A 26149-nucleotide genomic window follows, 5' to 3' on the forward strand; every position below is an offset into this window, starting at 1 on the left:
TGCATTCACTCGAACTTGAGGGCGCCAACAAGTGTGTCGAGCACCGTTTGCGCGGTGCCGGCCAGGCTTTCACGGGACCAGCCGGCGCGGGCGCCGCTTTTGCTCCAAAGCACACGACCGCTGCTGGCTTCGAGCACGCGCAGGCTGATGCCCACCGCTGGCTCGCCGTCCAGACCGTTCTTGTACTGCCACTCTTCAACGCTGCCGGACAGGACGTAATCGAGCTTCTGATCGCGTGCCCAATCGAGCGCGCCGGCCAGGCGTTCGGTGTCATCCATCAGGGCTTGTTCGCCTTGGGTGCTGACCGGGTAAACCCGGGGTTGCAGACCGTGGCTGCTGAGCACGCTGAGCAGAATTTGCTCACTGCGCTCGCCGGCCTGCGGGGTCTGCGAATAGTTGACCATCGGCACCACGCCCCACTTCGCGTTACGCGGCAGATTGGGGCTGGTGTCGCCGGTGAAACTGGCGCAACCGGCGACGAACAGGACGGCCAGAGCCAGGCTCAGATTACGAATTGCTTGCATCGGTATTACTCCTGTAAACAGTTGATGATCAGCGTCCGAAACGCACGCCGTAGCTCACACCCAGTGTTCCGCCCGCCTGACCATCCCCGCCCTGTGGCGCAGATTGGTAACCGAAGGTCAGGGCCAATTCGTCATTGCCCAGCACTTCGACGCCGATCCCGGTGTTGATGCCGTAGTTGAAGGTTTGATCGAACCATTGCCAGCCCGCCGTCACGTCCACCAGCCAGGTGTATTGCGGGCGGGTGCGCACCAATGCGCCCGGCAAACCGCGACGCCAGGAGCTGCCGACATACAGTTGGCCGTAGCGGCTTTGCAGCAGATCGCTGGCCGTGACGACTGAGGGATCATCCGAGTTATCAACGTTTTTCACCGGGCCGCCGTTGGCGCTGGACAAGTCATTGAGCGTGCGGTCATCCACGTTGTTGTGCTGGTAATCGACGCCGCTGCGCAGGGTCCAGTTAGGTCCGGCGAATTCCAGCGTGTGGTTGTATTCCATCTTCAGTGCCTGGCCGTTGCCCAGGGAATCGCCTTCACGGGTGGAGAACGATTTCTGTGCCACTTCCCAACTGAGCTGGTCTCGCGCCGACAACCCGTGACGACCGCCGAGCCATACGCTGTCGTGCTGACCGAAAGCGCGCATCAAACCGCTGTCTTCGCTTTTGCGATGCCAGTCCAGGCCGCTCTCGATTTGATCACTGGCGCCCAACTGCCAGGTCCGGGACAGGCCCAGGCCATTGCGGTCGTCGTCCTTGCGCTGGCTGGTGTCGGCGAACAGTTTGTAGCTGCCGTCCTCGACGAAACGCTGCAAGGTCAGGCCGGCGTTGTTCTCATCGCCCATGCGCGATTCAATCAACTGATCGCTGTTGTACGTGCCCTGCTCCAGCTCAACGTTGGCGTACCACTGATCGCCAATGTTGTGTCCGACCTGCAAGCGCGGGCCGTTGATTTCCAGGCCGCCGAAATCCTGTTGATGCCAGGACAGCAGCGCGCCTTGCGGGGTGAGCTCCTGGAGTTCCACTGCCTGGCGACGCAGTTGCTCGCGCACGGCGGCCGGTTGATCGTCACCCAGTGCGGACTGGCTGAGGTCCAGGGCCTCGCCGAAACGGCCGAGACGACTGAGGGCCTGCGCGCGTTGCGCCGGGTTCAGGTCGTTGCTGGCCAACAGCGTTTCGACGTGCTGCTTGTTGCGGCTGCGCAAGGCCTGCTGAATCTGCTCATAACGCTCGACCTTCAAGCCCTGGCTGCGCGCCCAATCCAGCCATTGGTCTTTCTGCGATTCCTGGTTGGTCGCGTCGAGACGCGCCAGCAACCGTTCGAACCACAATTGCAGCATCGCCGGCGAGCCGTCTTTCCACTGCGACACTTCCTGCGACGCCTTGCCGGGCGAATAACTGCTGGCCATCAGGCGCAACCAGACCGCGTAACGCTGGGACGACGGCTTGATTTCTTCACCCTCGGGGCTGCGCAGTAACTTCAGACGCAAGCGTTGAGCTGCGTCCGTATAACCGGCGCTTTCCAACGCATCGGCATAGGCTGCGCGCACCAGCCAATCCTGCGGGCTGGTCTTGAGGTACAGGCGATACCAGGCCAGGGCCTCGCTTTCACGACCGAGCAACTGGCTGGCACTGGCGAACGGCAACCACAGAATCCGGTCTTCCCGCGCCTGCTTGCGCCACTCGGTCAGCAGCGGTTTCAGAGCCGTTGTGTTGCCCTGATCGATGTAGAGCCACATCAGGCGCTCGCGGAACTGGTTGTCATCCGGGTAACGCGACAAGCCCAACAAGTACAAGCGCTGCGCTTCTTCGGGCTGCCCTTGCTGCACCGCCAAGGCGCCCCGAATCGACAGTACCTGAGCCTGCTCGTAGGCGTCCGGGTTTTGCTCGGCGCTCTTGAGCAACGCGGCCACTTGCGGCCAGTCCTGCAAATCCTGGGCTTGCTGCAAGGCTTCGACCAGACGCTGCGGGTCTTGCAGACGATTCCAACTGCCGACCATCATGGTCAGCGCACGCTGGGGATTGCTGGTGCGGTACATCGTGATCAGCTGACTTTCGTCGCCACTGTTGAGCGAGCCTCGCAGCGTGAGCAGTTTTTCCAGCGACACCTGCAACTCGTTGTCGAGTTCCAGATCCCAGGCCAGCGCCGAGCGCAGGCGCCAATATTCCTCATCGGCGATCTTGCGGTTATCGACCTGCATCACGCCCCACGCCGACTGATTGTCGAACAGCTTCAGGTAGGTGTTGGCCCAATCGACACGCTCGGCAGTGGTCAGTGCAAAACGTTTGGAGTAAGTCTGGTAGACCTCGGCCTTATGCGCGTACTGCCCGGTGTTCTCCAGGTTTTGCACCAGCCGCGTCCAGGCCAGACGATGCGCCGGGTACTTTTTCAGGTAAGCGCGCAACCACGCTTCGGCTTGCGTCGGTGTACCGCGCGATTCGTGACCGTAGATCAACGCATCGAGTTCGACGTCGGTCAGCGCACGCTGCTCCATGATCTGGGCAAGCAACGGGATGGCTTGATCAAAGTCAAACTGCTGACTCGCCAGACGCCAGGCGTGCTCGCGTGTTTGCGGGTCTTCGTGCAATGCCAGCACGCGAATCCAGTAGGCCAGCGCCGCCTGACCATCACCACGCCATTCACCCAGGTGCGCCATTTGTTCCAGCAAGGCCGGCTCATCCGGGTGTTCGGCCACGAGCTGTTGACCGCTCTCCCAGGCACCGGCCAGGTCACCGAGGGCCAGGCGCATGCCAAATTCTTTCCTGAGTATTTGCGGGTTGTCCGGCTGCAAAACACGCCATTGATCAAGGAAGCGCTGCGCCAGATCAAAGCGCTGACTGCCGACGGCGACATCGACGCCCTGCTCCAGCCACGGTGCGTCGGTTTGCGGATCCTTGAGCTGATCCAGTTCATCGGCGAGCACACGCGACGCCTGGTCACCACGACCAGCGGCCAACAGGCTGTTGAACGCCAGTTGTGCATATTCACGACGCTCTGAGGCTTGCTGGCTGTCCTGTTTGAGCAGCAGATAAATGTCGGCTGCGCGCCCTGGCTGCTCACCACCCAGGTACCACTGCGCGGCGGACTTGAGCGCCTCGATGCGCTGCGCCGGATCACGATCGGCAATTTCTTCGTAGACGCTGGCGGCGAAGGCCGGCGCCTGCAACGTCAGGGCAAGCTTGGCCAGGTTCTGCAATTGCGGCAGCGGCAGCATCCGGTGATCGAAGCTTTGCAAGCGCTCGATCAAGGTTTTCTGCGCAACCGGATCCTGCGCCTTCGCCGCTTCCAGTGCGTCCAGTTCAAGCCGGTAATACGCCTGCAACTCCGGCATCGGTGTCGGCCAGTTTTCGAGGTGCTGGCGTGCCTTGGTGTAGTCGCCGAGACGGATCAACAGGTCGACCAATTGCAGTCGCAAGTGATCGTCGTCCGGGTGCGCCGACAACAGCAGTTCGGCGTAATTGGCCGACACCGCGTCCGGCTCGCGACCGTCGGGCTGGAACACTTCTTCGCGCTGGAACGTCAGCCAAAGGATGCCACCCACCGCCACTGCCACCACCGCCAATGTCCACGGATTGAGCAGGCGGCTGCTTTTAGTTGCTGAGGAGTTAGTTGCAGAAGAGCTGACCATGACTCACCTGCTTCATTGGTAATTGAAAAGTCCACAGGCCGGCAGATGCCTTGCCTGCAAAACGTTGTCCATCCACTTCAACCCGGCAGGTGCCCGCCGAGCGTACGGAGAAGGTCAGGTCGACCTGCCCCGCAAACGAAAAGTCCACCTGGTGCTCATCCACATAGCGCCAGTCCACCAACGGCAGATTGGCCTCCTCCAGTGCCGGTCGGTCATCCCGATCAGGGCGCAACACCAGCAACGCATGGTCGCTGCTCAAGGCCACGTAACGGCCTTGCGGCAAGTCGCGAACACCGGCCACGCCTTGCGAACGCATCAGGTCCGGCCAGCCCATTTGCGGGTCCAGTCGCAGGGTGCGCAGTGCGTCCAGCCCACGAATTTGCCAGACGCCGTCGGCGGTCCGCGCCAGACTGACCTGATACAAGCCGTGCAAACGATCCAGGTAATCGCTCATCCACAGCGACATCGGCTGCTGCGTCTTCATGTAGCCGTAGATGTCGTCCATGGCCTTGATCGAGGCCTGCTTGGTGCTCGAATAGAAGTGGTAATAGAGGTGCAGCCCACGCAAGCGCCGTGGGCTGTCGGTGAGCTCGAAGGTGTCGATCACATCGCGGAAACCGTAATACGGTCCCTTCCACAAATTGGTGTAGAGGTTCTCGTTGATGATCGGTGCGTAGTACTGCAAACCCCCTTCGGTCGGGCGCAGCAGCGGGTTCAAACCGGTCAGCGACGGGTTGGCCTTGGTCAGCATGGTCTCGGCGCCGTTGACGTTTTTCAGACCGGCGTCGTACGCCAGTTTGATCGTGGCGGCAGACGGCAATGCGTCGCCCGGCCAGAACACCATCTTCACCGGTTTTTCCGGGGTGGTGAGGTGCTGGTTGATGTAGTCGCGCGAGCCAAAAATCTCGCGGCGAAAATCGATTTTGTCGTAGCCCGGTATGGCCATTTTCAGGCCGTATTCAGGGTTGAAATTTTCACGCTTCTTGGCCAGTTCAGGTTGCAGAAAAAACGGGTGGCTGAAGGTGTGAGTGGCGACTTCGACTTTCGGGTCGGCGAACAAATCACGGGCAATCGGTTCCAGTTCGCGGGCGAGAAACGGGAACATACCGCGCGGTGAAATCTCACCTTCGATCACCGACACCGAGGTCAGAAACGGATTGGGCCGAATGAAATCGTCGAGCACCTGTTTGCCGGCATACGGCGTGCCGCGCACTTCAGCCCGGGACGGGAAACCATCGCCATCGATGTGCACTGTAGCGATGCGCCGACCGTTTTCGGTGGTGGTGTCCGGACGTGGTTGCACCGGCAGGCGCAAGCTGGCCTGAAGGAAAGCGAACGGATCGAGAATCCAGCGGCTGCGCTCGTTGTTGGTTTCGAGAATGTACGGCGCGAGGGCCAGACCACCCCACTCGCCCACCGCCACCGGCGCAAAGGTCTGGCCATCAGCAGCGGTCAACAGCAGCGCGGCTTTTGGACCTTTGGGTAACAGGGAGATCGCAGTCAGGTCACGGGATCGGGGCTGCACCGGTGCTTCGAACGCTCCAATCAGCGCCTTGTCCTGATAGGTGATGCTCAACGCTTGCGTGCCGATCGGCGCTGCACGATTCAAGCCCAGACGCTTGAGCAGCAGCGGGTCTTGAATCGGCAGGCCGGAAAAAAACACCACCGGCACTTGCTCGTCCAGACGCTTGCCGATCCAGCTGTTGAATGCCGGGGCATCCTGCGGCGGGCCGCTGGTCATCCAGGTAATGACGCCAGCGTACAAACCGCTGAAGCGATATTCCGGCAAGGTGTTGTCGACCGGCAGGTAATCCACGCGATAACCAAGGTATTCGAGCAAGCCACCGAGCAAAGTGTGCCCGGCGTTGCGAATCAGGTCGCCTTCACGCGGGTCGTACAGCAGCGCGACCCGGCGCGGCTGGACTTCGATGTTGCTGACGCCCATCGAGTCCAGTTCAGGCGTGCCGATGTAGGGAATAAACCCCTCTTCGCGCAGACGCGCGGCCAGTTTGCGCGCTTCATCGCGACGCTCCGGCGGCAAGTAGTCGATCGCCACCAGCGGGATGCCTTTGGCACGCAAGGGCTGGATCTGGGTTTCCAGCCATGCTCGGTCGGCTTCAGGCACCGGGCGATAACGCTTGGCGGTCGCATCCCAACCAGCGTGAATCGATTCGACAGCCACTGCCGCTGCGACGCCATCAAGCTCGGGCAGCACTTCAAAACCACGATTGAAAAACAGCTTCAGTGTTGGCTGGCGCTGGTGCAATTCGCGCAGGAAACTGGCGAGCGCCAGACGCTGTGTTTCTCGGTCTGCCTCGGGCTGCAACTGGAAACTGTCGAGGGTGTCGAGGAACAACCCGGCATAGCCCTCGGCCTGCAACGCCTTGGCGCGACCGAACAAATGCTCACGCCAGGCCGGCGCGGCAAGGTTCATCACCTGACTGTCCCAGGCGCCGTTACGCACCGGGCTGATCGCGCCGGCGAGGTGGGCTTTTTCGATGTCGGCCTTGTTGCCGCTGAACTCGCCAATCGACAGATAGGCGAATGGCTGGCTGCCCAAGTCGCGCAGGGTTTTGACGTCGCCTTGGGTCATGTGCCCGGGCTCCACCACCGACCAGTCGAACTGTGCGAGCTCCGGGATCGGCGGCTGATCGGCGTACCAAAACGTCACACTAGAGGGTTGTGGCAAGGCAGCAGCCTGGGCTGCCGGGCCACTCACGATAAGCGCGATGGCAGCCAGCAGCCGTTTAGCGGCCGAGCGGACACGCGTCCTGCGAAAAACGATTTCCATAACGCACTCTTGAATTGACTGAATCGATACCGCGTCAACGTCGAGCCGAGTGACTCGGCCGAATTACAGACTGCGGATAAGCTGCGCTAAACCCTTGCCGATGGTGGTCGGCTCAGGGAGCGTGAAACGCTCGAGCAGGCGAGCGTTGTTGGCGCGCGAGTGGCGAATGTCGCCTTGTCGTGGCGCGTGATGAACCACCTTCAGTGGCGTGCCGACCACACTCCCCAACTCAGTGATCAGGTCGTTGAGACTGGTGGAGCGGCTGAGACCGACGTTGACCGCACCGGGGCTCGGTTCGCTCACTTCCAGGGCCTGGACGAGAATACTCACCAGGTCCTTAACAAACACGAAATCGCGGGTCTGCCCACCGTCACCGAAAATCGCCACCGACTGTTCGGCCATGGCCAGTTTGGTGAAAATGCTGATCACGCCGGAGTACGGCGAAGACGGGTCTTGGCGTGGCCCGAAAATATTGAAGAAGCGAAAGATCATCGGCTCCAGGCCGTGCTCGCGACGATAGAAATCGAGGTAATACTCGCTGGCCAGTTTGTCGGCAGCGTAGGGTGTGAGCGGGGATTTTGGCGTGTCTTCGTGGATCGCCGTGCCTTCGCCGTTATTGCCGTAAATGGCCGCGCTGGAGGCAAACACCACACGCTTGATCCCGGCTCTCGACATGCTTTCGCAGACGTTGAGGGTGCTGACGAAATTGCTTTGATGCGTGCTGACCGGATCATCCACCGAGGCTTGCACTGAAGCCACTGCCGCCAGGTGCACCACGGCGCTGCAATCGCGCATGGCCTGCTCAACGACAGCGCCATCCGCCGCATCACCGATGACCAGGTTGAGATGGGCATTGTCCATTGGCAAATTATCGACTTTGCCGGTCGACAGATTATCCAGCACGCGAACTTTGTAGCCCTTGCCAAGCAACGCTTCGACAAGGTGCGAACCAATAAATCCCGCCCCGCCAGTCACCAGTATTCGCTCGACAAACATCACATTTCTCCCTGAACAGTAGAGCGGGTTCCGCCGACTTTATGGCGCAAGGCCACCAAAACGCGGCCGATAATGGGAGTTCAGGAGCGCACTGTCAATAGTTTGTCTAATCTGATCAGGCATGAAAAAACGCAGTCGAACACGTCATTAATTTGGCGGCATTTAATAGATTCAAGATGTCATGCTACTGCCAAGAAAGAACGACAGACTCGTCTGGAACGGGGCTCTGCGCCGGTTTCGCGGGGCACATAGGCGACGGCTAGTCCACCCCGACCGCATCACCGCTTATCGACGCAAGCCACTGGACGATGACGGCGTGATTGAGGCTGATCGCTGCGTATCAAGTACCAGAGTCGAACGGCTGATCGAGCCAGTGGCGAATCGATTTCAACGTCGAATGGACTCCCTGATCTATCCTTTCGTCGTCGGTGTACTCAGGAAAATAAATATGAATTTTTGGCTGGGCGCCATTCTGTTGACCGTGATTTTCACGTCTGCACAGGCCGCCACTGAAGTTGCACCTCGGGTCGAGCAAGTGCCTTTCGACAAGGGGACCGATAGCGTCAGGTTCAATGAGTCCATCAAAGGCCGGCTCACCGCGCAGTACCGCACCACCGCCAAGGCAGGCCAGATACTGACCGTCGACCTCAAGACATCCAAAACATCTGTCTATTTCAATATCAGCGCCAAAGGCGCGGACGCTGCGCTGTTCAACGGCTCGATCATGGGCAACCACTTCATGGGCCCGTTGCCCGTGGATGGCGAATACACGGTTCAGGTGTACCTCATGCGCAACGCCGCACGGCGCAACGAAGTGGCGAATTACAGCCTGTCCATGAACCTCAGCCCCTCCTCGGACAGCGCCCAGCCGTTTGATCAAACACTTGAACTGCAAGGCATTCGATTTCAGGTGAAGGGCGAATGGGTCGATGGCAATCCGGTGGTGCGCATCTCGCCGCAAGGGCTGGAAATCGACAACTCGGCTATCACCCGACCGCTGACCGGCAACATCGCCCGCGCAGAAGTCGCCGACCTTGACCAGGACGGCTCGCCGGAGATTTACGTCTTCGCCCGATCACCTGGTCGCGGCATGCCGGGGGAGTTGGTGGCGTACGCGGCTAACCGTAAGAAGTCGCTGAGTGAGATTTACCTTCCGCCGGTTAGTGAGGATGCGAAATTGGCGGAGGGGTATCAGGGGGAGGATGAATTTTCGGTGGTGGAGAATGCGTTGGTGCGGCGGTTTCCGGTTTATGAGAGTGCGGATGCTGGAGCGGGGAGGACGGGAAAGATGCGGCAGGTTCGGTATCGGTTGGAGGCTGGGGAGGCTGGGTGGGTTTTTAGGGGGGGTGAGGTTAGTGAGTATTGAGGATTTGAGAAGGCACGATCTCGACAACTTTCGTTCTCAGTCCTAGGAAAATTCCCTCAAGTTGTGGCGGCAACCATGAACTGGAGTGTGGAAAGCAAATCGGTATTCTTTCGTTCAAACAGATTTGTTGCCTTTTTCTGTTCCACCTTGATGAATTTCATAGCACAGGAATGGACGAATGACTTCTGCTGAACAGCTAATGCGAGACGAGGCGATTTGCTTTGCACGATCAAACAAGAAAGCCATAGCCAAGCGCCGGACCGACACAGCGTTGTACCCTCCGGAGCAAGATCCTGTATCAGTTTTTATGGCGGGCTCGCCAGGAGCTGGAAAAACGGAGGCATCAATTGCTCTGATAAATCTCTTTGCCGATACAGCGATCCTAAGAATTGATCCTGATGAACTTCGTAGCGAGTTCGCTGATTACGAGGGAGGAAACGCATGGATTTTTCAGAGCGGAGTGTCAATTCTGGTCGAAAAAATTCTAGATTGTGCTTTCGATCAGAGACAATCTTTTGTGCTAGATGGAACGCTGTCAAATATTGATGTGGCTAGAAGGAACGTAGATCGGTCCCTGCGAAAAGGTCGATTCGTGCAAATCCTTTACGTCTACCAAAATCCACTCTTGGCATGGGATTTTGTCAAAGCCCGTGAAGAGGCCGAAGGAAGAAGAATCCGCCCAGAGCATTTCGTCGATCAGTATTTTGCCGCACGTGACGTCGTAAATGCTCTTAAGCTAGAGTATGACGGAAACGTCCATGTGGATTTGCTCCTCAAGCATATCGACAATTCAGGACGCCTTTACAAAGCTGGGGTCGATAAAATTGACTACCATATCCCTGAGCGACACACGCGGGCTGATTTAATGGCTCAGCTCGGCTTAGGATCAGGAGCACATTCATGATGTCGATCAAGCTAGGTTTTACTAAAGGTGCGAAAAGCCCCTTCGCGGACTTTATTCGTAACGCCAAGTCAGAGCAGAAAAAGCGTGTCTACAGCGAAGTGCTGACTGAAGCCACAAAACAGCAAAATCTTGTGATGATGGAAGCTGAAGCCAAACGTGGCTAGCCCGCCGCTCTGATAAGAAGCCCGACCAAGTGTCGGGCTTTTTTTATTTATTCGCTGACGTCTTGGATAGGCAAATGGCAAGTCGCTACTCCATCTCATCGACCTGAATATGGCTAGCCCATCCCCTCTAAGAAGTAGTCTTACCCTGCTTGGTTAACCATCCAAAAGGACGTAGTCCACGTCCTAGGAAACTTCCCGCAACTCGTATCGACTTTCATGAACTGGCGGAAGCGGTTCTGCGTCGATAGCCTTCAGATGTCGCTACAAATCAGCGATCGGCTTTGACAGGCTGAAAAGTGTAACCTGCACCCCTCCTCAACTGGCGGCATGCTCACGCGCATGTAGTCTCGTTATGGCGGCTGTGCGCGGGGCATCTCTCCGGGATGCACCGGATTCTCACACTTCCGGTCTGTCAACCCGCGTACAGCTGCCACCCAATCCTGTTTGACAGCAGGGGATTGGTAGTTTCTATCAACAGTGTGAGGAACTTCATCATGAAAAAGATCACTCCAAATCCGCCCGAATCTGCTGCAAGTTCAGATGCGGACGCTCTCGATTTAACCCAACTTTCTCAAACCACCGAACGCACCATCAGCACCCGCCTCCGCAACCCAAAACGCCCCGACCCCATCAGCCACATCTTCACCCTCCTCCCCGACGTCGACACTCCCACCCTGCTGGCCCACGCCTGCGAAACCCTCGCTTCCCTCAACGTCATGACCACCGACCTCGCTTGTGAACTCGAAGGCTCTCGTCGCAACGTGGCACTGGCCATTCAGCAACTGAGCGTACTCGCCGAGCTGCTGGTAAACCGCGCACTGGACAACCTCGACCCGCCCGACGGGTTGCCCGAGGTTGCATCCGCCAATCACTGAGTGGTCGTGTTTTTTTACACAATGGAGGGTTTGTCATGGATCGATACATGCCTGTCACCGGCATCGACTGCACCATCGCGTCGTTGCTGATCGACACCCAGGCACCGCTGGACGTGTTGCACGAAACTGCGGCTTACCGCATCCGCACCGCGACTCAATTGCTGGAGAGCATCGCCGTTGGCGAGGGTGTTCACAGTGAACTGGCGCGGGTGTTGGTGACGTCGCTGCGCGATGGCTGCGATTTGCTGGATGTCGTCGGTCGGCGATTGCAGGCGCAGGTTTCGACGATGTAACAGAATGGCTATTGAGTCTGCCTCATGAAAAAAAGCACCTGACGAAAACATCGCAGGTGCTTTTTTTTCAGCAAAGTGTTTCTAGTCAACAGGCTCAGCACGCCCCCAGCCTTCTGAGGGCCCTCCCCACGCATTGGCCCGTGCACTCAATGAGCTGACTACAGTGAAAGGCCATTCGGTATTCGCGATTACCCAAACGACAGCATAAATGGCGCTGCCGCTTGTTGAATGGCAGTGACTACATGAGGCGCTCGCTCCCGATGCTGCGGGTAACGATCAAGCACCGCCTCCACCGCCGCCAGCAACTTCTGGACACGCTCCTTCGGCCGCTCGATTTCACACGTCTGTGCAAACTCCAGCACCCCTTGGCGGGAGGCAAATAATGACTTGTTACCTGCCAAATCCAGCGCCAAGACATCTTCCGGGATATAGGCCGTGGTGTTGACGATGTCATAAGCCGGCGCCAGATGCGCATCGCGCTGCGTAGGTTCGGAGTAGAGCAAGCCAAAGTTCTTCAGGTGAGCGTCACCGTTTCCGACGATGCAACTCAAGGCGACGCTATCGAACAGTTGATCAAGTGAAGACTGCATATGTTTAGCGGGACAAAACAGCCGTACCGCCTTGGCAATTGCCGCGTAGCTTTTGCTGTACTTCTGATCGGCCGAAAGCCCCATCAACGCTGCCATGTCCTCGAAGCCAATCGGATTTAACTGATCGTCCCTGTCAAAGCGCCGCATGACAAACAACTGCGCATTATCGGACAGGAAAAATTCCGGGACGGGAATGCCCGCTTCCCTGGCAATGGACATGCAAAGAAATTCATTGATCGCCAGCCCTGGAAACTCTTCCCGACCACTTTTGATTATCAAGTCAGATGTTTTCGAAGTGACTCGTGGCAAATCAGTTTCCTGCTGTTCAGGTACCAACACCTTGGGTTGAACACCGGAAATACCTGCACGCAGAATGTAGCGGTCAAGTAGATCAGCGAAGATATCTTCAGCTCCGTCCCACGTCAGAATCTCATCGAGCTTTTCACCCGGAAACTGTTGTTCTGCCAGCAAGGTATCGACAGTTTCGGAGCGCACCTGAACCCGTCCTATGGGAGAGCTGCTACCGGAAAGGGCGAGTAACAACATCGGATCGACATTGACGGTTTTAGCCAACCGATTACGTAATTGCTCCAGGACATAACCTTCCGGCAAGTTCATCTGAAAAATAGGGTGCAGGTCACGCCGACGGAACTCATCAGGTCTCACTGGCATCGACAAACTGATTGCCATGGGAGGCAATGCATCTTCGTCATAACGAAACAGGAAATCCTGGCCGCTAGTGAGGATCCTGCCGCTACGACCCTCCGGTGTACTGACGTTCAGAGAGGTCATTTTCATTCGAACATATCCCCAAGTTCTTCCAGCGTCGGCATCGCCGCGGGAATGACCGATAGTTCACAATCCAGTGCGGCTAGAATTCGCGCAAAAGCGATCATTCCGACGGAAACGGTGCCCTTTTCTACCGCGATAACTTTGTATCGTGTCAGCCCGGCGAGTTCGGCAAGCTGGGCTTGCGTCAGTCCACGATTGATACGTTTTTCGCGTATTTGATCGCCAAGGCGAGTGATGATCAGAGAATAGTCCATGTGTAGCTACCGTAACATTTATAACTCAATGTACCGTATACACAACATTCAAGCTAACCCGAATTGCTGACTTATCAAATTCGACCGCTAATCCGCCTCACTCCAACCCCCACCAATATCCCCAAAACAATCGCCCCCAACGGCACCGCCCCCACCCACGTCATCGTTGGAAACACCAACAAGATCTGCGAGTCATTCCCCCCCAGCATCATCGACGCCCCAATCCCCATCAGCACCCCCGCCAGCAAATGCTTCCCTGCGGCCATCACGTCAAACCGCTGGTAGCTGAAGGTTCGGCGATGCAGCGTGTAGCTGAGCATCCCCAGCAACAGCACGACGAACACGGCCACCCGCCGGCTGGTCAGGGAGCTGTCCCCCGAGTCCCAGAACAGTTGCGAAACGTTGTAGATGAATACGCTCGGGGTCCACAGCGGTTCGAAGGTGTAGAGGGCGCTGGTCAGGGCGCCCAGCAGCATGCTGGACAGGACCAGGTGTTTGTCACCGTGAACGCGGATCAGCAAAAGCAGCACCAGCAGGACGATGCCCAGGGTCAGCCAATAGTGGCGGCTGGTGATGGTCGGCATTTGTAGGGCTTTGTGTTCGGCGAGCATGTTCAGGTGGTACCAGAGGACGATCCCCAGCACCCAGCCGACAAGGGTGAAGGCTTTGTTGAGGTTGCCGCTGGCGAGTTTGGTGAGTGTGCCGACGCTGCAACCGTCATTGAGGACCGAGGCGAGACCAAACAACAGCCCGCCGCCGACCAGTGACAGGTAGCCGATTTCAGGAATGAACAGCGGCTGACTGACACCCAGCAGTCCGTAGAACGGCGCCAGTAACAGGCCGAACAAACCGCACGTGATCAACGCCACAAACAACGTCGGCCGCCCCTTGAGCAACTGCCTCGTGGCATTGACCAGGCACATGCCCATGCGCTGGGACACCCAGCCGATCAGGAAGGCCAGCAGCAGCGAAATCAGCAGTGAGAGCACAAACCTCCTTGTTGCCGGGCAGCGAGAAGTCATCAGGGCATGAAGGACAGATTAGTCGCTGCTCAAACACTTCAGATGAGCCTGCAAAGCCCTTCTACACTCAGTTCGAATTCGTCTTTTTATGCCGACCAGAAAAGAGCCCTCATGACGCCCCTCGAAGACCGCTTGAAGCAAGGCAAGGATGCTCGCAAAAGCTGCCCGCGCAGTTCGCAGGCGTCCACCGGGAAAGTAACGCGTGATCCGCTGCCGCTGATCAAGCGGTCCAGTGAAGGCCGGATCAAATCGCTGGTCGAGCTGCGTTATGGGCGCATGCTGGTTTCGCCCTTTACCTTTTATCGCGGCAACGCACTGCTGCAAGCCCACGACTTGGCGGGCACGTCGAACATGGGCCTGATTTCGACGATCTGTGGCGATTGCCACTTGATGAACTTCGGCGGATTTGCCACGCCCGAGCGCAACCTGTTGTTCAGCGTCAACGATTTCGACGAAGTCCATCCCGGCCCCTGGGAATGGGACCTGAAACGTCTGGTGGCGAGTTTCATGGTGGCGGCCCGCGACCTGCGCCACGGTGAGACGGTTGAAGAAACCGTCTGCCGCCAAGTGGTCGGCGCCTACCAACAAACCATGTTCGAGTGCGCCCAACAAGGCTCGCTGGAAAACTGGTACGAGTCCATCAGTTATGACGATCTGCTCAAGCAGGCGAACAAAAGCACGCTGGAGCACGTGGAACGCGCTATCGAAAAAGCCGAACGGCGTACACATGCTGAACTGCTGCCCAAAATCAGCGAGCGCGACGCTCAAGGTCGCCTGATTATTCGCGATGACCTGCCGGAAATTTTCCACCTGCACAAACACACCACACTGCTTGATGCCGAGGATGACTGGTTGCGCCTTGCGGACTGGCGGCCCCTATACGAAACCTTCATGCGTGATTACCGAAACACACTGCAAACCGACCGACGCGAATTGCTCGCTCGGTTTCATGTTCAAGACTTGGCGTTCAAAGTGGTGGGTGTCGGCAGCGTTGGCACGCGTTGCCTGGTGGCATTGCTGACGGATGACCAGGAGTTCCCGCTGTTCCTGCAATTCAAGGAAGCGCGGCGCTCAGTGCTCGCCGATTACGTGAAGGCCAAGTCACGGGTACGCCATGACGGTCAACGGGTGGTCGATGGTCAACGGCTGATGCAATCGGCCAGCGACCTGTTCCTCGGCTGGACCACCGGCCCCAGCGGTCGACACTTTTATGTGCGCCAGTTGCGCGACATGAAAATTTCCGCCGAACTCGAAACCTTCGATGCCGAGACTTTCGCGGCCTATGGACGAGTCTGCGGCCGCGCCCTCGCCCGTGCGCATGCCAAATCGTCCGGTTATGCGGCACAGATCAGCGGGTATGTCGGCAAGAGCGACGCGCTGGCCGATGCGCTGTTCAAATATGCAAAAAGCTATACCGAACAGAATGAGCGCGACTACGAACGCTTCCAGCAAGCCTGCCGCAAGGGCCGGTTAACGGCACGTTCAGAGGTGGACTTTGCAGCCGATCATTTGCCATAGGCACTCGCGTGCAGGGGCGTTCGTCTAGATGAACTTTTCTTCACCCCTACGCGCCTCGGCAATCGGTACAGTGCACACGCTCATTCAAGAAACTACGGTTTGCCCGCACTCCCGCGGGCTTTTTTTTGCCTGAAGGAAACATCCACCCAGCGTTCACATATCGTTCAGCTTTCGTTGCCTATGATCGGCTCTCCACCCTCCTTCCCGGTCACCACAAGCCCATGTCGCGCGCTGCCTCCTCACTGTTTCTGCTTGCTGCTTTGCTGTTTTTCTTCGCGCTGGGCAATTACCAATTGCAAGGTTCCACAGAGGCTCGAGTGGCCGGGATCGCCATGGAGATGCACCTGGACAACGATTGGGTGACGCCACGCTTGTTCGGCGAGCCGTTTCTGGAAAAACCACCCTTGAGCCTATGGCTCGACGCCACGGCGATCCGCGTGTTCGGTGGCACCCCGTGGGCGGTGCGGCTGGCGTCGGCCTTTGCCGGCTTGTTCAGCGTGATGGTTCTTTACGCGATGCTGCGCCGATTCGGCCGCCCCAAAGAAATCGCGTGGACGGCGGGCATCCTGCTCGCAACCATGGCCAGCTACTGGAGCAATGTGCGTAGCGTCGGCGAAGACGCCTTGCTGGCCTTGGGTGTGACCGTGGCGTTGCTGGCGTTTTTTCAGGGTGTGAGGCAACCGCAACGCCAGTCGACGCTCGGTAATGCGTTGCTGTTTGCTTCAGGAATTGCCATCGCCACCTTGAGCAAAGGCGTGCTGGGCCTGGCGATGCCGGGCGTGGTGATTTTCGCGTATCTGTTGGCCGAAACCCTGATCGACAAACGCCTGACCCTCTCGGACTGGCTGCGCCCCGGGCTGCTGACGCTGCTGGGGTTGGTGCCGTTGTTGGTCTGGCTCGCCTTGCTGTATCAGCGCGGTGGCACACAGGCGGTGACGGATGTATTGCTGACCAACAGCGTCGGGCGCTTTAGCGGTTCCTTCGTTGAAGCAGGGCATTACGAGCCGTTCTATTACTACTTGGCCAAGCTGCCGCAAGCGTTTCTGCCGTGGAATATCCTGGTCTACCTGGGGCTGTGGCATTTCCGCAAAAGCTTGATGGCCAATCGTTACTTGCTGTTTTTTACGCTGTGGCTGCTGGCGCAGTTCGCCGTGCTGACACTGGCCTCGAGCAAACGCACCGTGTACCTGATGTCGATGACACCTGCGGCAGCGGTGATTGCAGCGGAATACGCGAGTGTGTTGTACGCAAGACTGAAGGCCCGTGAAACCGCCTCGACTGTGTTGGGTTGGATCGCACGGCATCGACGTGGAGGGGTCATTGGCGTGCTCGCCGTGGTGATGGGCAGCTACCTCGCCACCGCGCAATGGTTGCTGCCCCAGGCTGATAGCAGCTTGTCCTTTGTGCCGCTGACTGCGCAGATTCAGACAATGCAGGACAACGGCCAGCACGTTGCCCTGTTCCAGGCCAATGAGCGCGTGGGTGGCGCCAGCGTGTTCTACGCCCAGCGCCTGCTCAAGGGCCTGGACACTGACGCGCAACTGCATGAGTTTCTGGCGGCATCAGCGTCCAACGTGGCGGTCATGTCCGGTGATACCGAACCTGCCGCGCCGTTGAAGGTGATCAAGACAATGATGGTGGGACGACAGGCTTACTATTTTGTAAATCTGTAAGTGCTTCAGCGTTGCGTCGCTCGGCCTTTTGCAGCACCGGCACATCCAGCCTTGCACGCCCATAAAACGCCAGGGCTGTCAGCAAGCACGCCAGCCAGACGAAGATCCCGGCCCAGAAGGTGTGGGACATGTAGTGCCAGCCTTGCAGAACGCGCGTGGTGCCGTAGACGAAACCAAGAATCAACGAGCCCCACAACACGGCTTTGGAAAAACGCCATTGGTAACGGCGTGCCACGAAGTACAGCGCGAGCATGGTGAAACCACCCGACGCATGACCACCGGGCCAGCAACGACCGTCGCCGGCTTCCCTGAACAGCTGGAAGTTGTTGTACCACTCCATGTGGGCAATTTTGCCGCCATACAGAGTCGTTTCAATCGGGCAGTACACGCTGGTGTGCGCCTTGAGGAAATGGATCACGCCGGTGCAAACGGAAAACGCCACCACCACGAAGATGAAGTCACGGCGATGCTCGTAGGTAAACCGCAGCACGGAAGCGGCTTTGCTGCGTTCCAGAAAACCGCCGAGGCGTGGATGTTTTTGCGTGTTGATTCGCGGCCAGACAAACGACAGTATCGCGCCGATCACGGCGATTTCGCCGGTCCAGTTGGGAATGATGCGCGCCCATTTGTGGGTGAGCTTCTCAAAGAAGTGCACCTTGTCGAGCGGGAAAGTCTGGCTGACCGGATCAAAAAGAAGGTTGCTGAACGCGATGTCAATGGTGGTCATGTCGAACATCAGGAAAACCACGGCCGCGCAAACCAGCGCAATACCAAAGTTCACCCAGTAAAAGCGGTGTCGGGAAAAATTCAGCATTGTGTGTCCTGATCCAGATAAAAAGTTATTCGGTGGTCACCGCGCTCCAGTCGGAGGCCTCAATGAAACCCAGCATGTGAGCCGATTGCGGTGTTGGAGCGGAGATAAACAGCGAAGCGCCGTAATCCAGGGTGGAGACTGGCAACTTGAGGTCTTTTTCAAGTTGATCCATGCATTCACTGTGGGTCACCAGAACCAGATTGCGGCCCGCCGCTTTGTGCGCCAGCGCATCACGCAACATAGTGCCCTTGCAGATGATTAGCCAGTCTTCGCCGACGCCTGCCTTGTTAAACATATAACTGGCGGTTTGCGCAGCCCGCAGGATCGGGCTGTGATAAATGTCGGTTTTGTCCAGTCCGAGCCGTTGGAAGTGCGCGCCCACACTGGCCGCGACGCCTCGGGAACGCTCGGTGATGCCATCGTTTCCAACCAGGCAAGGGGCGGTGGAGTGATCGCAGCGCTCGACATGGCGCACCAGCACGATCATGTCGCCCTTGGTCCAACCGGCCGCCAATGCCTTGGCACCGACAAAATTGCCATGGGCCAAGTCTGGCACGGCGGCAGGCTGCAACAGCCACAGCGTCAACGGGATCACCAGCAGCGCCGAGGCAAGCACCACCGCCGCATTACGAAAACGGGCATAGCGGCTCAAATCAATCGAGCGCTTTATCCCGAATAGATTCAGTCTCAATTCCACATCAGGCCGCCTCGCCGGCACGTACCACTGTCATTTAATCCCGGGAAGTTAGCGAGGCGTGCGTTGGCAGCAAGTGAAAGTCATGTGAAAAAAAGCTGAAACCCGCGCAAAGTCTTGTTACAGGATCCGTCCTACAAAATCCTTTCAGCTCTCGCGAATGCGGCCGATACAGACCTGCTACCTACTTTGCTGGCTCCCAAAAACAACAATCTTCCAGCCAACTGACGATCAAGAAACACAATGTTCCTGGAGGAATTGATGAATAGCTGGTTCGGCAATATCAGCGTGAACATGAAACTGGGCCTGGGGTTCGGCCTGGTCCTGGCTCTGACCTGCGTCCTGGCCCTGACCGGCTGGACAAGCCTGGGCAGCCTGATTGACCGCAGCAACTGGATGAGCGACATCACCCAGCTCAACGCCGGCCTGACCAAGTTGCGCGTGGTTCGCCTGCAATACATGCTGACCAACGGCGACGAAACCGCAGCGCAGAGTGTGCAGACCACCCTTGACGCCTTTTCCGCTCAGCAGCAGGCATTGCTGACCAAGTTCAAGAGCCCGGAAAACCTCAAGCTGCTCAAGGAACAAGGCAGCGTCATTGCGGCGTACCAGACGTCCCTGAACAAAATGCGCAGCGCCTACCGCACCGGCAATGGTGCCCGCGACGCCATGGGCGCCAATGCTGAAACTGCCGGCACGCTGATCGAAACCATCAGCACCCGCGTGCAGCAAATGCCGCTGAGCGATCAGCGTTTCGAACAATTCCAGGCCATCACCGCCGCCAAGGAAGCGTTCATCCTCGCCCGTTACGAAGTGCGCGGCTACACCGCCGCCACCAACGCCGAAACCGAGCAAAAAGCCGTCGGCCAACTGGATGCGGCGATTGCCAGCCTCAAAACGCTCAATGCGCAATTCGCCGACACTCAGCAAGACGCCTTGCGTCAGCTTGAAACCGCGCTGAACAATTACCGCAGCGCCTTGCAGGCCTACAAATCGGCCAGTTCCGACGCTGTGCAGGCTCGCAAGGAAATGACCGACCAGGGCGCCGCCATCGTGACCCTTAGCGATCAGCTGTATCAGATCCAGCTCGACCGCCGGGACGCCGAGAGCGCCCAGGCCCGCACCCTGCAATTGATCAGCATCTTGCTCGCGTTGCTGGTTGGCGTGATTGCCGCCGTGATCATCACCCGTCAAATCACCGGTCCGATTCGTGACACCCTGGCCGTGGTTGAACGCATTGCCAGCGGTGACCTGTCCCAGGACATCAAAGTCACCCGCCGTGACGAACTCGGCGTGTTGCAGCAAGGCATCGCGCGCATGGGTGTGACCCTGCGCGACCTGATCAGCGGCATCCGCGATGGCGTCACGCAAATTGCCAGCGCCGCCGAAGAACTGTCGGCCGTGACCGAACAAACCAGTGCCGGGGTGAACAGCCAGAAGATCGAGACCGACCAGGTCGCCACGGCCATGCACGAGATGACGGCCACCGTGCAGGAAGTCGCGCGCAATGCTGAAGAAGCCTCGCAAGCCGCCGCAGCGGCAGACGGCGAAGCCCGCGAAGGCGACAAAGTGGTCAACGAAGCCATCGCCCAGATCGAGCGTCTGGCCAGCGAAGTGGTGCGTTCCACCGAAGCCATGAGCGTGCTGCAACAGGAAAGCGACAAGATCGGCAGTGTCATGGACGTGATCAAAGCCGTCGCCGAGCAGACCAACCTGCTGGCGCTCAACGCTGCGATTGAAGCGGCCCGTGCCGGTGAAGCCGGTCGTGGTTTTGCGGTGGTGGCCGATGAAGTGCGGGGCCTGGCCCAGCGTACGCAGAAATCCACCGAAGAAATCGAAGGCCTGGTGGCCGCTCTGCAGAACGGTACGCAACAAGTGTCGGCGGTGATGAACAACAGCCGTGCGCTCACCGACAGCAGCGTCGCCCTGACCCGCAAGGCCGGCGCGTCGCTGGAGAACATCACCCGCACGGTGTCCAACATCCAGTCGATGAACCAGCAGATCGCCGCCGCTGCCGAACAGCAAAGCGCGGTGGCCGAAGAAATCAGCCGCAGCATCATCAACGTGCGCGATGTGTCCGAACAGACCGCCGCCGCCAGCGACGAAACCGCCGCCTCCAGTGTTGAACTGGCGCGGTTGGGTGGTCAATTGCAGCAGATGGTCAGCCACTTCCGCGTTTGACGCTCCGTCAGCGCTGAGTCAACGATCCAATCGCGAGCAAGCTCGCTCCCACAGGTACGGGGTCGAACCACAGAATTTGTGAACGACCCCAAGTCCTCTGTGGGAGCGAGCTTGCTCGCGAATGCGTCAGGTAAGTTACCGCGTCCCGCGCTGACGCAAGGCCGACGGCATGAAGTACGCGTCTTCCGGCACCGATTGGGCGAAGTCCACGGTTTCCGGTTCTTCGTTGTCCAGGTTCTGCACGTAGTAACGACGCGCCTGCAAGTCGTGGAAGACGTCCAGTGCACTCCAGGTGGTGGGCAGGTCGTAGAAGTTTTTCAGGTAGGCCATCGACACCCGCCACAACTCCCCTCGCCCGTCATATTGATCCACCAGCGCGGCGCCCCAACTGTCCTCGTCCAGAAACAGCACGCGCTTGGAATAGATGTGCCGCGCACCTGGCTTGAGTGTGCCTTCGACCACCCAGACCCGATGCAACTCATAACGGGTGTATTGCGGGTTGAGGTGGCACGGCGTGAGCAACTGCGCGTACTTCACCTCAGGGCTGCCGACTTTGTAGCTGTTGTAGGGAATGTAGACCTCTTGCTTGCCCTTGAGCTTCCAGTCGTAACGGTCCGGCGAGCCGTTGAACAGGTCGGTATCGTCCGCCGTGCGCAAGCCGTCGGATGAGGCGATCGGCGTGTCATACGCCAGGTTCGGCGCCCGCCGCACACGGCGTTGGCCGGCGTCGTAGACCCAGGCCTGGCGCGGGTCCTTGAGCTGGTCCAGGGTCTCGTGAATCAACGCCGCACCGCCGGCCAGCCGGGCCGGGCTCTTCACGAATGCCAGGTAGTAAAACAGGATGTTTTTCAGGTCGGCGAACTGACCGCCCGGACGGTAGTAGTTGAACATCCCTTCCTGCTGCGACGTCACCAGCGCGAAGCTGCCGTTGCGCTGTACCGGCGCTTCGGAGGCACGACGGACCACGTAGATGCCGCGATAACGGGTGATGTGGTTCCACAACGCCTCGACGCCATCCTTGGGCACGGGGAACGGCACGCCGCCATAGGCATCGGCAAAACCGGTTCCGCCGTCGAGCAGCTTGGCCGAGGTCGCATTCTTCAAGGTGTTGTCATACAGCCACTGCGGCGCCGAACCCGAGCGACGAGAGGTATAGACCGGCATCTGGAAGGTGTCGGGGTAGCTGTTGAACAGCGCGATCTGGCCCGGGCTGAGGTGGGCCTTGTACTGGTCAAGGTTGGCCTTGGTGATGGTGAACAAGGGCTTGTCCGCCGCATACGGGTCCGGATGATGCTGGCCCGGTTTGTAGCCGGCCGGCGCCTGGGTGATACCGCCGCTCCAGGCCGGAATGGTCCCGGCCGCGTTGCCGGCACGCTCGGCGCCCAGCGGCGTCAGCGTGGTTTTCAATTGCTCGGCTTGTTGCGGCGTGATGGCGGCCATTGCGCTGCCGGTGGCCATGCTCAGGGCCAGCACCAGTGCGGTCTTGGTGAGTCGTGAAGTGTGAAACATGATCGTTCTCCGAAATACAAAAACCTGTGGGAGCGGGCTTGCCCGCGATTGCGGTGGGTCAGCCAACATTGATGTCGAATGTGCTGCCGTCATCGCGGGCAAGTCGGATCGCCGCACCGCCGCTCCCACAGGGAGATGAGCTGCCGCGATGTTTGTTCTTGGCAATCAAAGGAAGTACTTGAGGTTGAAGCCGACGTTGTCTCGGTCGCGAACACCGTTGTCCTGCCCGCCGCCGTAGAACTCGGTGTATTGCAGCTCGGCCTCCAGCTTGTTCTGGTAGTTGGCCTTGATCCCCAGGGTGTAGGCCTTGCGGCCGTCGATCGTGTTGCCCGCCTGATAGCTGTTGCCCTTGAAGTCATCCTTGTAGACGACGTAGGGCGAGACGTTGACCCCGGCGTACACGTCGTTCCAGGTGCCGTTGAGCATCGCGGTGTAGCTGTAGGAGTTGCGGTTGACCTGGTCGCTGCGCTCACCGCCGGACACATAGGAAAAGTTGCCGGTGCCCGCGTAGTAACGGGTGCTGCCGTCAAAAGCGGTGTATTGCAGATCGCTGCCGCGCAAGTGCTCGGAGGCGAGTTCGAACACGCCGAACATCGAGTCGAACGACAGGCTCGGGCCAAAGTTGTAGATGGTGCCCAGGGACGTGTTGAACGCTTCCACCCGCTCGGCGTTATTGATCTGGCTGTCGAGCGTGACCATCTGCCCGCCAATGTTGATGGTCTTGCCGGACGCGGCAGCAGCTGCGCCATTGGCCAGGTCGCCGATCAGGTCGTTGGTGGCGGCGACACCGATGGGCAGGTTCGGCCGATACGCGACTTCACCGAACACTGACGCCTCGCCCAGGGTGGTGTTGAAGCTGAAGCCGTACATGCGGATGTCTTCGGCGTAGCGACGATGGGCCTGAATACTGCCCAACACATCAATGGTCGTCAGGCCGTTGGCCAGTTGCCCCGCCTGACTGCCCGCCACACCGGACAACACGTTAGTCAGCGCGTTGATGTCGACGCCTTGGTACCCGCCCAGGTCGGCGGAAATGGTCGGTTCCTTGGCGTGGTAATTGACCATGTACACGCCGAACTCGGTGCTGTTGAGTTCTTCTGCAATGTAGCGAAAGGCAAAGCCGAACTGACCGTCGTTGCGCGCGTTGTAATCCTTGCCGACCGAGGCCACCTTGAGGGTGTTGCCGAAAGCCGGGGTCACGCCGTTGGCGTAAAGGCCAGTGGTGCTCAGGGCCTGGTTGAGCAACGGATTGTTGCCCAGTGCGGTGTACAGTCCGATCACGTTGCCGAAGCCGGGAACCGGCGTGTCCAGCGCGGTGTTGCTGAAATTGTTGTAGCCGGTGTTACCACCGTCGGCGAACAGGTCCGTCTGCGAGTAGAAGGTGCCGACCGGGTCGATACGGGTTTCCTTCCAGTTCGTCTGGTAGAAGCTTTCCAGGGTCAGGCTGTCGGTCAGGCCAATGTTGAAGCTGAGCGCTTCCACCGGCACCAGCACTTCCTTGACTTCGGCCCCGGGCAACCGGTACTTGGCGGCGTCTACCGGGTTGGTGGTGTTGATCCCGCCACGGTAGAAAATCCCCTCGCCCCAGTTGAACACCTGGCGCCCGACACGGGCCGTGACAGGCATTTGCGCAACGTCCCAGTTGCCATAAAGGTAGGCATCGAGCATCTCCACCCGGCTGCCGGCGATGTCGCGGGTCTGGCCAGTGAAGTGGTCGTCCTGGGGGTAACTCTGGCTAGGTTGCGACGGGTTGTTGTTGCGGTAGTAATCGTTGCGCTTGTCCATCAGTTGGGTGTCATAGAACGCGGTGCCGCGCATGAACATCCCGTAGTTCTGATAGTTGGCCTCAAGTTCCGAAGTGATCTTGTACACCTCGGAAACCAGCCCGGTGTCGAAGTTGCGATTACCGTCGTTGGTGTTGACGTCATCGTTGTTTTTGTCCCGGCCCTGGACCCGCCACAAGCGGCCATAAGACAAGGTACTGTCGAACGAACCCGTGACCTGTTTGTCCAGCACACTGAATTCCACGGCCTGCACGCCGTCGACCGCGCACAGTTGCAGCAGCCCTGCCAGGCCGACGCCAGGTAGCGCCGCGCCAGACAGGCGTAATCGAGTGCTCATGATCTGTTCCTCTTCCCTGGGTTTATTGTTTTTATGATTGCTGTGTGAGTGGGCAACGCTGCCGCGATGGCTAGGGCGCCAACCCCGCATTGACATAAATCCGGCTGTGCGCGCCGAAATGTCCCAGCAGCGTGAACATCTGCTGATTCAGTGCCGGGTGGTCGTAGTCTTCGCGCTTCACTTGATTACTGGCGCTGAAATCGCTGGTGACCGGTGCCGTGTCCAGCCACTGCCCGATGGCTTCATCGAACGCGGCGGATTCCTCGGCAGACTCGGCACTCACCACCTCGCGCAGGTAGTCCACCGAGTACGGCGGGTAGCGAACGTCTTGTACGAGGTCGGCGTAAGCCTTGAGCATCGGGTGTGGCTGGCCTTCGCGCAGCAAGCGACGCAGCCAGGTCGACTGATATTTCTCCACTTCCATGTGCCGGGTCGCGACCCGTTCAATGGCCGCGTGCTTGTCGGCATCGAAGCCGGCCAACGCCTTGCTTTCCAACAGCAACAGGCTCGCCAGTTCGACGCCGGGCAGCGGCTTGGCGTGATAAGGCTGGGTCAAGTCCTGGACGTGGTGCAGGCCCCAACCGAGAAAGCGATAACCCCAATACGGATGGCCACTGACGAACGCCAATCGCGCCAACCCCATGTATTGGTAGGCGCGCCAGTCCGGCCAGCTGCGCTGAAGAAACCCGGCGGCGGCATACACCACCGGGCTCTCATGGAAGAACCCCATATGGAACGGCGCCTGGGAGCTGTACTGAAACCGCGCGTCGCCGAAAGACTGCGGACCGAAGCCGTACAACGCGCCCACCAAGCCTGGGTTGTCGCTGAACAGGTTGATGTCGTGGCCGTAATCCGGTTCATCGGCGGCGCTGGCCAACACGGCCAGGGGCGCGACTTTTTCGCCGTCCGCCACACGGATGAAACGCTGGCGGTTCCAGGGTGAGAGCGTCTGCTCGACCATGACCTGTTCGGCTTTCAGGTGTTCACGCTCGGGCAAATCCTTGCCCGGCAATGGCTGGATAACCATGGCCAGATGAATGTGGGGATTGATCCGCAACGCGGTGAGGAAGTCGTGTCGCAGATTGTCCCCAGGCTCGGCTGGCAGCCGCAGGTTATCGGGGCGCGGCGGGTACTGGGCGAAGTGCTCGCGGGCGAAGCGTTCCTGCTCGTCCAGCAGCGCGATCACGGCGGGGTATTGTTGCGCGAGAAACTGCTCCAGCGGCTCGACTTCAACCTGAGGGGCTTCGCGCAAGGCCGGCAAATCCTGCAACGCCAGGTAGCTGCCCACCGTATGGTTGGACCAACCCCACGCCATCGGGGCGGTTCCACAAAGCAGCAGCAGGAGAAAGGTCAGCTTCATTGCTTTTGGTTCTTATTGGATGTGCTGTGGGGTTGAGCCTAACAACCGACCCTGTCCCTGACACTGTCCAATCTCACCAGAAAAGT

General features: G+C 58.9%; 20 protein-coding genes and 1 pseudogene. 9 read left to right on the plus strand and 12 right to left on the minus strand.

Going from position 1 to position 26149, the window contains the following annotated elements; all coding sequences use genetic code 11:
- Positions 1 to 5: 5 nt before the first annotated feature.
- The 4 genes from BMS17_RS10775 to BMS17_RS10790 form a co-directional block, all read right to left on the minus strand.
- Positions 6 to 524, minus strand: a complete 519-nt coding sequence (locus BMS17_RS10775; protein WP_046031880.1) for a hypothetical protein — start codon at positions 522 to 524, stop codon at positions 6 to 8.
- Positions 525 to 552: 28 nt separating this feature from the next.
- Positions 553 to 4146, minus strand: coding sequence for a tetratricopeptide repeat protein (locus BMS17_RS10780; RefSeq protein ID WP_077430911.1), 3594 nt, complete (start codon positions 4144 to 4146; stop codon positions 553 to 555).
- Entirely contained in the window at positions 4124 to 6937 is a 2814-nt protein-coding gene (locus BMS17_RS10785; protein ID WP_077430912.1) for a bifunctional glycoside hydrolase 114/ polysaccharide deacetylase family protein, read from the minus strand. The genes BMS17_RS10780 and BMS17_RS10785 overlap by 23 nt, the downstream gene beginning before the upstream one ends.
- Positions 6938 to 7000: 63 nt before the next feature.
- Positions 7001 to 7933, minus strand: coding sequence for an NAD-dependent epimerase/dehydratase family protein (locus BMS17_RS10790; RefSeq protein WP_046031877.1), 933 nt, complete (start codon positions 7931 to 7933; stop codon positions 7001 to 7003).
- Positions 7934 to 8381: 448 nt separating this feature from the next.
- On the opposite strand from BMS17_RS10790, the gene BMS17_RS10795 reads away from it, so the two are divergent.
- The 5 genes from BMS17_RS10795 (at position 8382) to BMS17_RS10810 (ending at position 11535) form a co-directional block, all read left to right on the plus strand.
- Positions 8382 to 9299 (plus strand): hypothetical protein, encoded by a 918-nt coding sequence (locus BMS17_RS10795; protein ID WP_046031961.1) that lies wholly within the window; start codon positions 8382 to 8384, stop codon positions 9297 to 9299.
- A 178-nt stretch (positions 9300 to 9477) separates the two neighbouring features.
- The gene (locus BMS17_RS10800) at positions 9478 to 10203 is read left to right on the plus strand and encodes a zeta toxin family protein (protein ID WP_046031876.1); all 726 of its coding nucleotides are present in this window, start codon (positions 9478 to 9480) and stop codon (positions 10201 to 10203) included.
- Positions 10200 to 10367, plus strand: coding sequence for a hypothetical protein (locus BMS17_RS30355; RefSeq protein WP_175648960.1), 168 nt, complete (start codon positions 10200 to 10202; stop codon positions 10365 to 10367). The genes BMS17_RS10800 and BMS17_RS30355 overlap by 4 nt, the downstream gene beginning before the upstream one ends.
- A gap of 494 nt (positions 10368 to 10861) precedes the next feature.
- Complete coding sequence (locus BMS17_RS10805; protein WP_077430913.1) at positions 10862 to 11242, plus strand: DUF6124 family protein; 381 nt, start codon at positions 10862 to 10864, stop codon at positions 11240 to 11242.
- Positions 11243 to 11277: 35 nt separating this feature from the next.
- Positions 11278 to 11535 carry a hypothetical protein gene (locus tag BMS17_RS10810; RefSeq protein WP_046031874.1) on the plus strand — a complete coding sequence of 86 codons (258 nt, stop codon included), beginning with the start codon at positions 11278 to 11280 and terminating at the stop codon, positions 11533 to 11535.
- 188 nt (positions 11536 to 11723) lie between these two features.
- On the opposite strand, the gene BMS17_RS10815 is transcribed toward BMS17_RS10810, so the two are convergent.
- The 3 genes from BMS17_RS10815 to BMS17_RS10825 form a co-directional block, all read right to left on the minus strand.
- A complete protein-coding gene (locus BMS17_RS10815; protein ID WP_077430914.1) occupies positions 11724 to 12923 on the minus strand; it encodes a type II toxin-antitoxin system HipA family toxin in 1200 nt (399 codons plus the stop codon).
- Positions 12920 to 13171 (minus strand): helix-turn-helix domain-containing protein, encoded by a 252-nt coding sequence (locus tag BMS17_RS10820; RefSeq protein WP_077430915.1) that lies wholly within the window; start codon positions 13169 to 13171, stop codon positions 12920 to 12922. The genes BMS17_RS10815 and BMS17_RS10820 overlap by 4 nt, the downstream gene beginning before the upstream one ends.
- A 74-nt stretch (positions 13172 to 13245) precedes the next feature.
- On the minus strand, positions 13246 to 14160 hold the full coding sequence (locus BMS17_RS10825; protein WP_077430916.1) for a YeeE/YedE thiosulfate transporter family protein: 915 nt from the start codon (positions 14158 to 14160) through the stop codon (positions 13246 to 13248).
- Between the two features lie 144 nt (positions 14161 to 14304).
- Here BMS17_RS10825 and BMS17_RS10830 point away from each other — a divergent pair, with 144 nt between their 5' ends.
- Positions 14305 to 15711, plus strand: a complete 1407-nt coding sequence (locus BMS17_RS10830) for a DUF2252 domain-containing protein (RefSeq protein ID WP_046031870.1) — start codon at positions 14305 to 14307, stop codon at positions 15709 to 15711.
- Between the two features lie 221 nt (positions 15712 to 15932).
- Complete coding sequence (locus tag BMS17_RS10835) at positions 15933 to 17384, plus strand: glycosyltransferase family 39 protein (RefSeq protein WP_046031869.1); 1452 nt, start codon at positions 15933 to 15935, stop codon at positions 17382 to 17384.
- Here the strand turns inward: BMS17_RS10835 and BMS17_RS10840 are convergent.
- Together BMS17_RS10840 and BMS17_RS10845 are read right to left on the minus strand one after the other, a co-directional pair.
- Positions 17335 to 18198, minus strand: coding sequence for a phosphatase PAP2 family protein (locus BMS17_RS10840; RefSeq protein ID WP_077430917.1), 864 nt, complete (start codon positions 18196 to 18198; stop codon positions 17335 to 17337). The genes BMS17_RS10835 and BMS17_RS10840 overlap by 50 nt on opposite strands.
- A gap of 25 nt (positions 18199 to 18223) precedes the next feature.
- Positions 18224 to 18895 (minus strand): histidine phosphatase family protein, encoded by a 672-nt coding sequence (locus BMS17_RS10845; protein ID WP_077430918.1) that lies wholly within the window; start codon positions 18893 to 18895, stop codon positions 18224 to 18226.
- 393 nt (positions 18896 to 19288) lie between these two features.
- Here BMS17_RS10845 and BMS17_RS30910 point away from each other — a divergent pair.
- Both BMS17_RS30910 and BMS17_RS30915 read left to right on the plus strand, forming a co-directional pair.
- A pseudogene (locus tag BMS17_RS30910) lies at positions 19289 to 20167 on the plus strand (methyl-accepting chemotaxis protein); the annotation flags it as partial.
- 201 nt (positions 20168 to 20368) lie between these two features.
- The gene (locus tag BMS17_RS30915) at positions 20369 to 21073 is read left to right on the plus strand and encodes a methyl-accepting chemotaxis protein (protein ID WP_371916723.1); all 705 of its coding nucleotides are present in this window, start codon (positions 20369 to 20371) and stop codon (positions 21071 to 21073) included.
- A 135-nt stretch (positions 21074 to 21208) separates the two neighbouring features.
- On the opposite strand, the gene BMS17_RS10855 is transcribed toward BMS17_RS30915, so the two are convergent.
- The 3 genes from BMS17_RS10855 to BMS17_RS10865 form a co-directional block, all read right to left on the minus strand.
- Positions 21209 to 22582, minus strand: coding sequence for a DUF1329 domain-containing protein (locus BMS17_RS10855; RefSeq protein WP_077430919.1), 1374 nt, complete (start codon positions 22580 to 22582; stop codon positions 21209 to 21211).
- Between the two features lie 165 nt (positions 22583 to 22747).
- The gene (locus tag BMS17_RS10860) at positions 22748 to 24703 is read right to left on the minus strand and encodes a DUF1302 domain-containing protein (protein ID WP_175648961.1); all 1956 of its coding nucleotides are present in this window, start codon (positions 24701 to 24703) and stop codon (positions 22748 to 22750) included.
- Between the two features lie 70 nt (positions 24704 to 24773).
- Positions 24774 to 26063 (minus strand): phospholipase, encoded by a 1290-nt coding sequence (locus BMS17_RS10865; RefSeq protein WP_077430920.1) that lies wholly within the window; start codon positions 26061 to 26063, stop codon positions 24774 to 24776.
- Positions 26064 to 26149: the final 86 nt, after the last annotated feature.

It is taken from the genome of Pseudomonas sp. C9 (assembly GCF_002000165.1).
In the GTDB taxonomy this organism is placed as follows: Bacteria; Pseudomonadota; Gammaproteobacteria; order Pseudomonadales; family Pseudomonadaceae; genus Aquipseudomonas.

Coding starts and splice junctions, on each gene's coding strand:
- BMS17_RS10865 (WP_077430920.1), bottom strand. CDS start 26,063: ATGAAGCTGACCTTTCTCCTGCTGCTGCTTTGTGGAACCGCCCCGATG.
- BMS17_RS10785 (WP_077430912.1), bottom strand. CDS start 6,937: ATGGAAATCGTTTTTCGCAGGACGCGTGTCCGCTCGGCCGCTAAACGG.
- BMS17_RS10800 (WP_046031876.1), top strand. CDS start 9,478: ATGACTTCTGCTGAACAGCTAATGCGAGACGAGGCGATTTGCTTTGCA.
- BMS17_RS30355 (WP_175648960.1), top strand. CDS start 10,200: ATGATGTCGATCAAGCTAGGTTTTACTAAAGGTGCGAAAAGCCCCTTC.
- BMS17_RS30915 (WP_371916723.1), top strand. CDS start 20,369: ATGACGGCCACCGTGCAGGAAGTCGCGCGCAATGCTGAAGAAGCCTCG.
- BMS17_RS10815 (WP_077430914.1), bottom strand. CDS start 12,923: ATGAAAATGACCTCTCTGAACGTCAGTACACCGGAGGGTCGTAGCGGC.
- BMS17_RS10780 (WP_077430911.1), bottom strand. CDS start 4,146: ATGGTCAGCTCTTCTGCAACTAACTCCTCAGCAACTAAAAGCAGCCGC.
- BMS17_RS10775 (WP_046031880.1), bottom strand. CDS start 524: ATGCAAGCAATTCGTAATCTGAGCCTGGCTCTGGCCGTCCTGTTCGTC.
- BMS17_RS10840 (WP_077430917.1), bottom strand. CDS start 18,198: ATGCTGAATTTTTCCCGACACCGCTTTTACTGGGTGAACTTTGGTATT.
- BMS17_RS10860 (WP_175648961.1), bottom strand. CDS start 24,703: ATGAGCACTCGATTACGCCTGTCTGGCGCGGCGCTACCTGGCGTCGGC.
- BMS17_RS10855 (WP_077430919.1), bottom strand. CDS start 22,582: ATGTTTCACACTTCACGACTCACCAAGACCGCACTGGTGCTGGCCCTG.
- BMS17_RS10835 (WP_046031869.1), top strand. CDS start 15,933: ATGTCGCGCGCTGCCTCCTCACTGTTTCTGCTTGCTGCTTTGCTGTTT.
- BMS17_RS10820 (WP_077430915.1), bottom strand. CDS start 13,171: ATGGACTATTCTCTGATCATCACTCGCCTTGGCGATCAAATACGCGAA.
- BMS17_RS10810 (WP_046031874.1), top strand. CDS start 11,278: ATGGATCGATACATGCCTGTCACCGGCATCGACTGCACCATCGCGTCG.
- BMS17_RS10790 (WP_046031877.1), bottom strand. CDS start 7,933: ATGTTTGTCGAGCGAATACTGGTGACTGGCGGGGCGGGATTTATTGGT.
- BMS17_RS10805 (WP_077430913.1), top strand. CDS start 10,862: ATGAAAAAGATCACTCCAAATCCGCCCGAATCTGCTGCAAGTTCAGAT.
- BMS17_RS10830 (WP_046031870.1), top strand. CDS start 14,305: ATGACGCCCCTCGAAGACCGCTTGAAGCAAGGCAAGGATGCTCGCAAA.
- BMS17_RS10795 (WP_046031961.1), top strand. CDS start 8,382: ATGAATTTTTGGCTGGGCGCCATTCTGTTGACCGTGATTTTCACGTCT.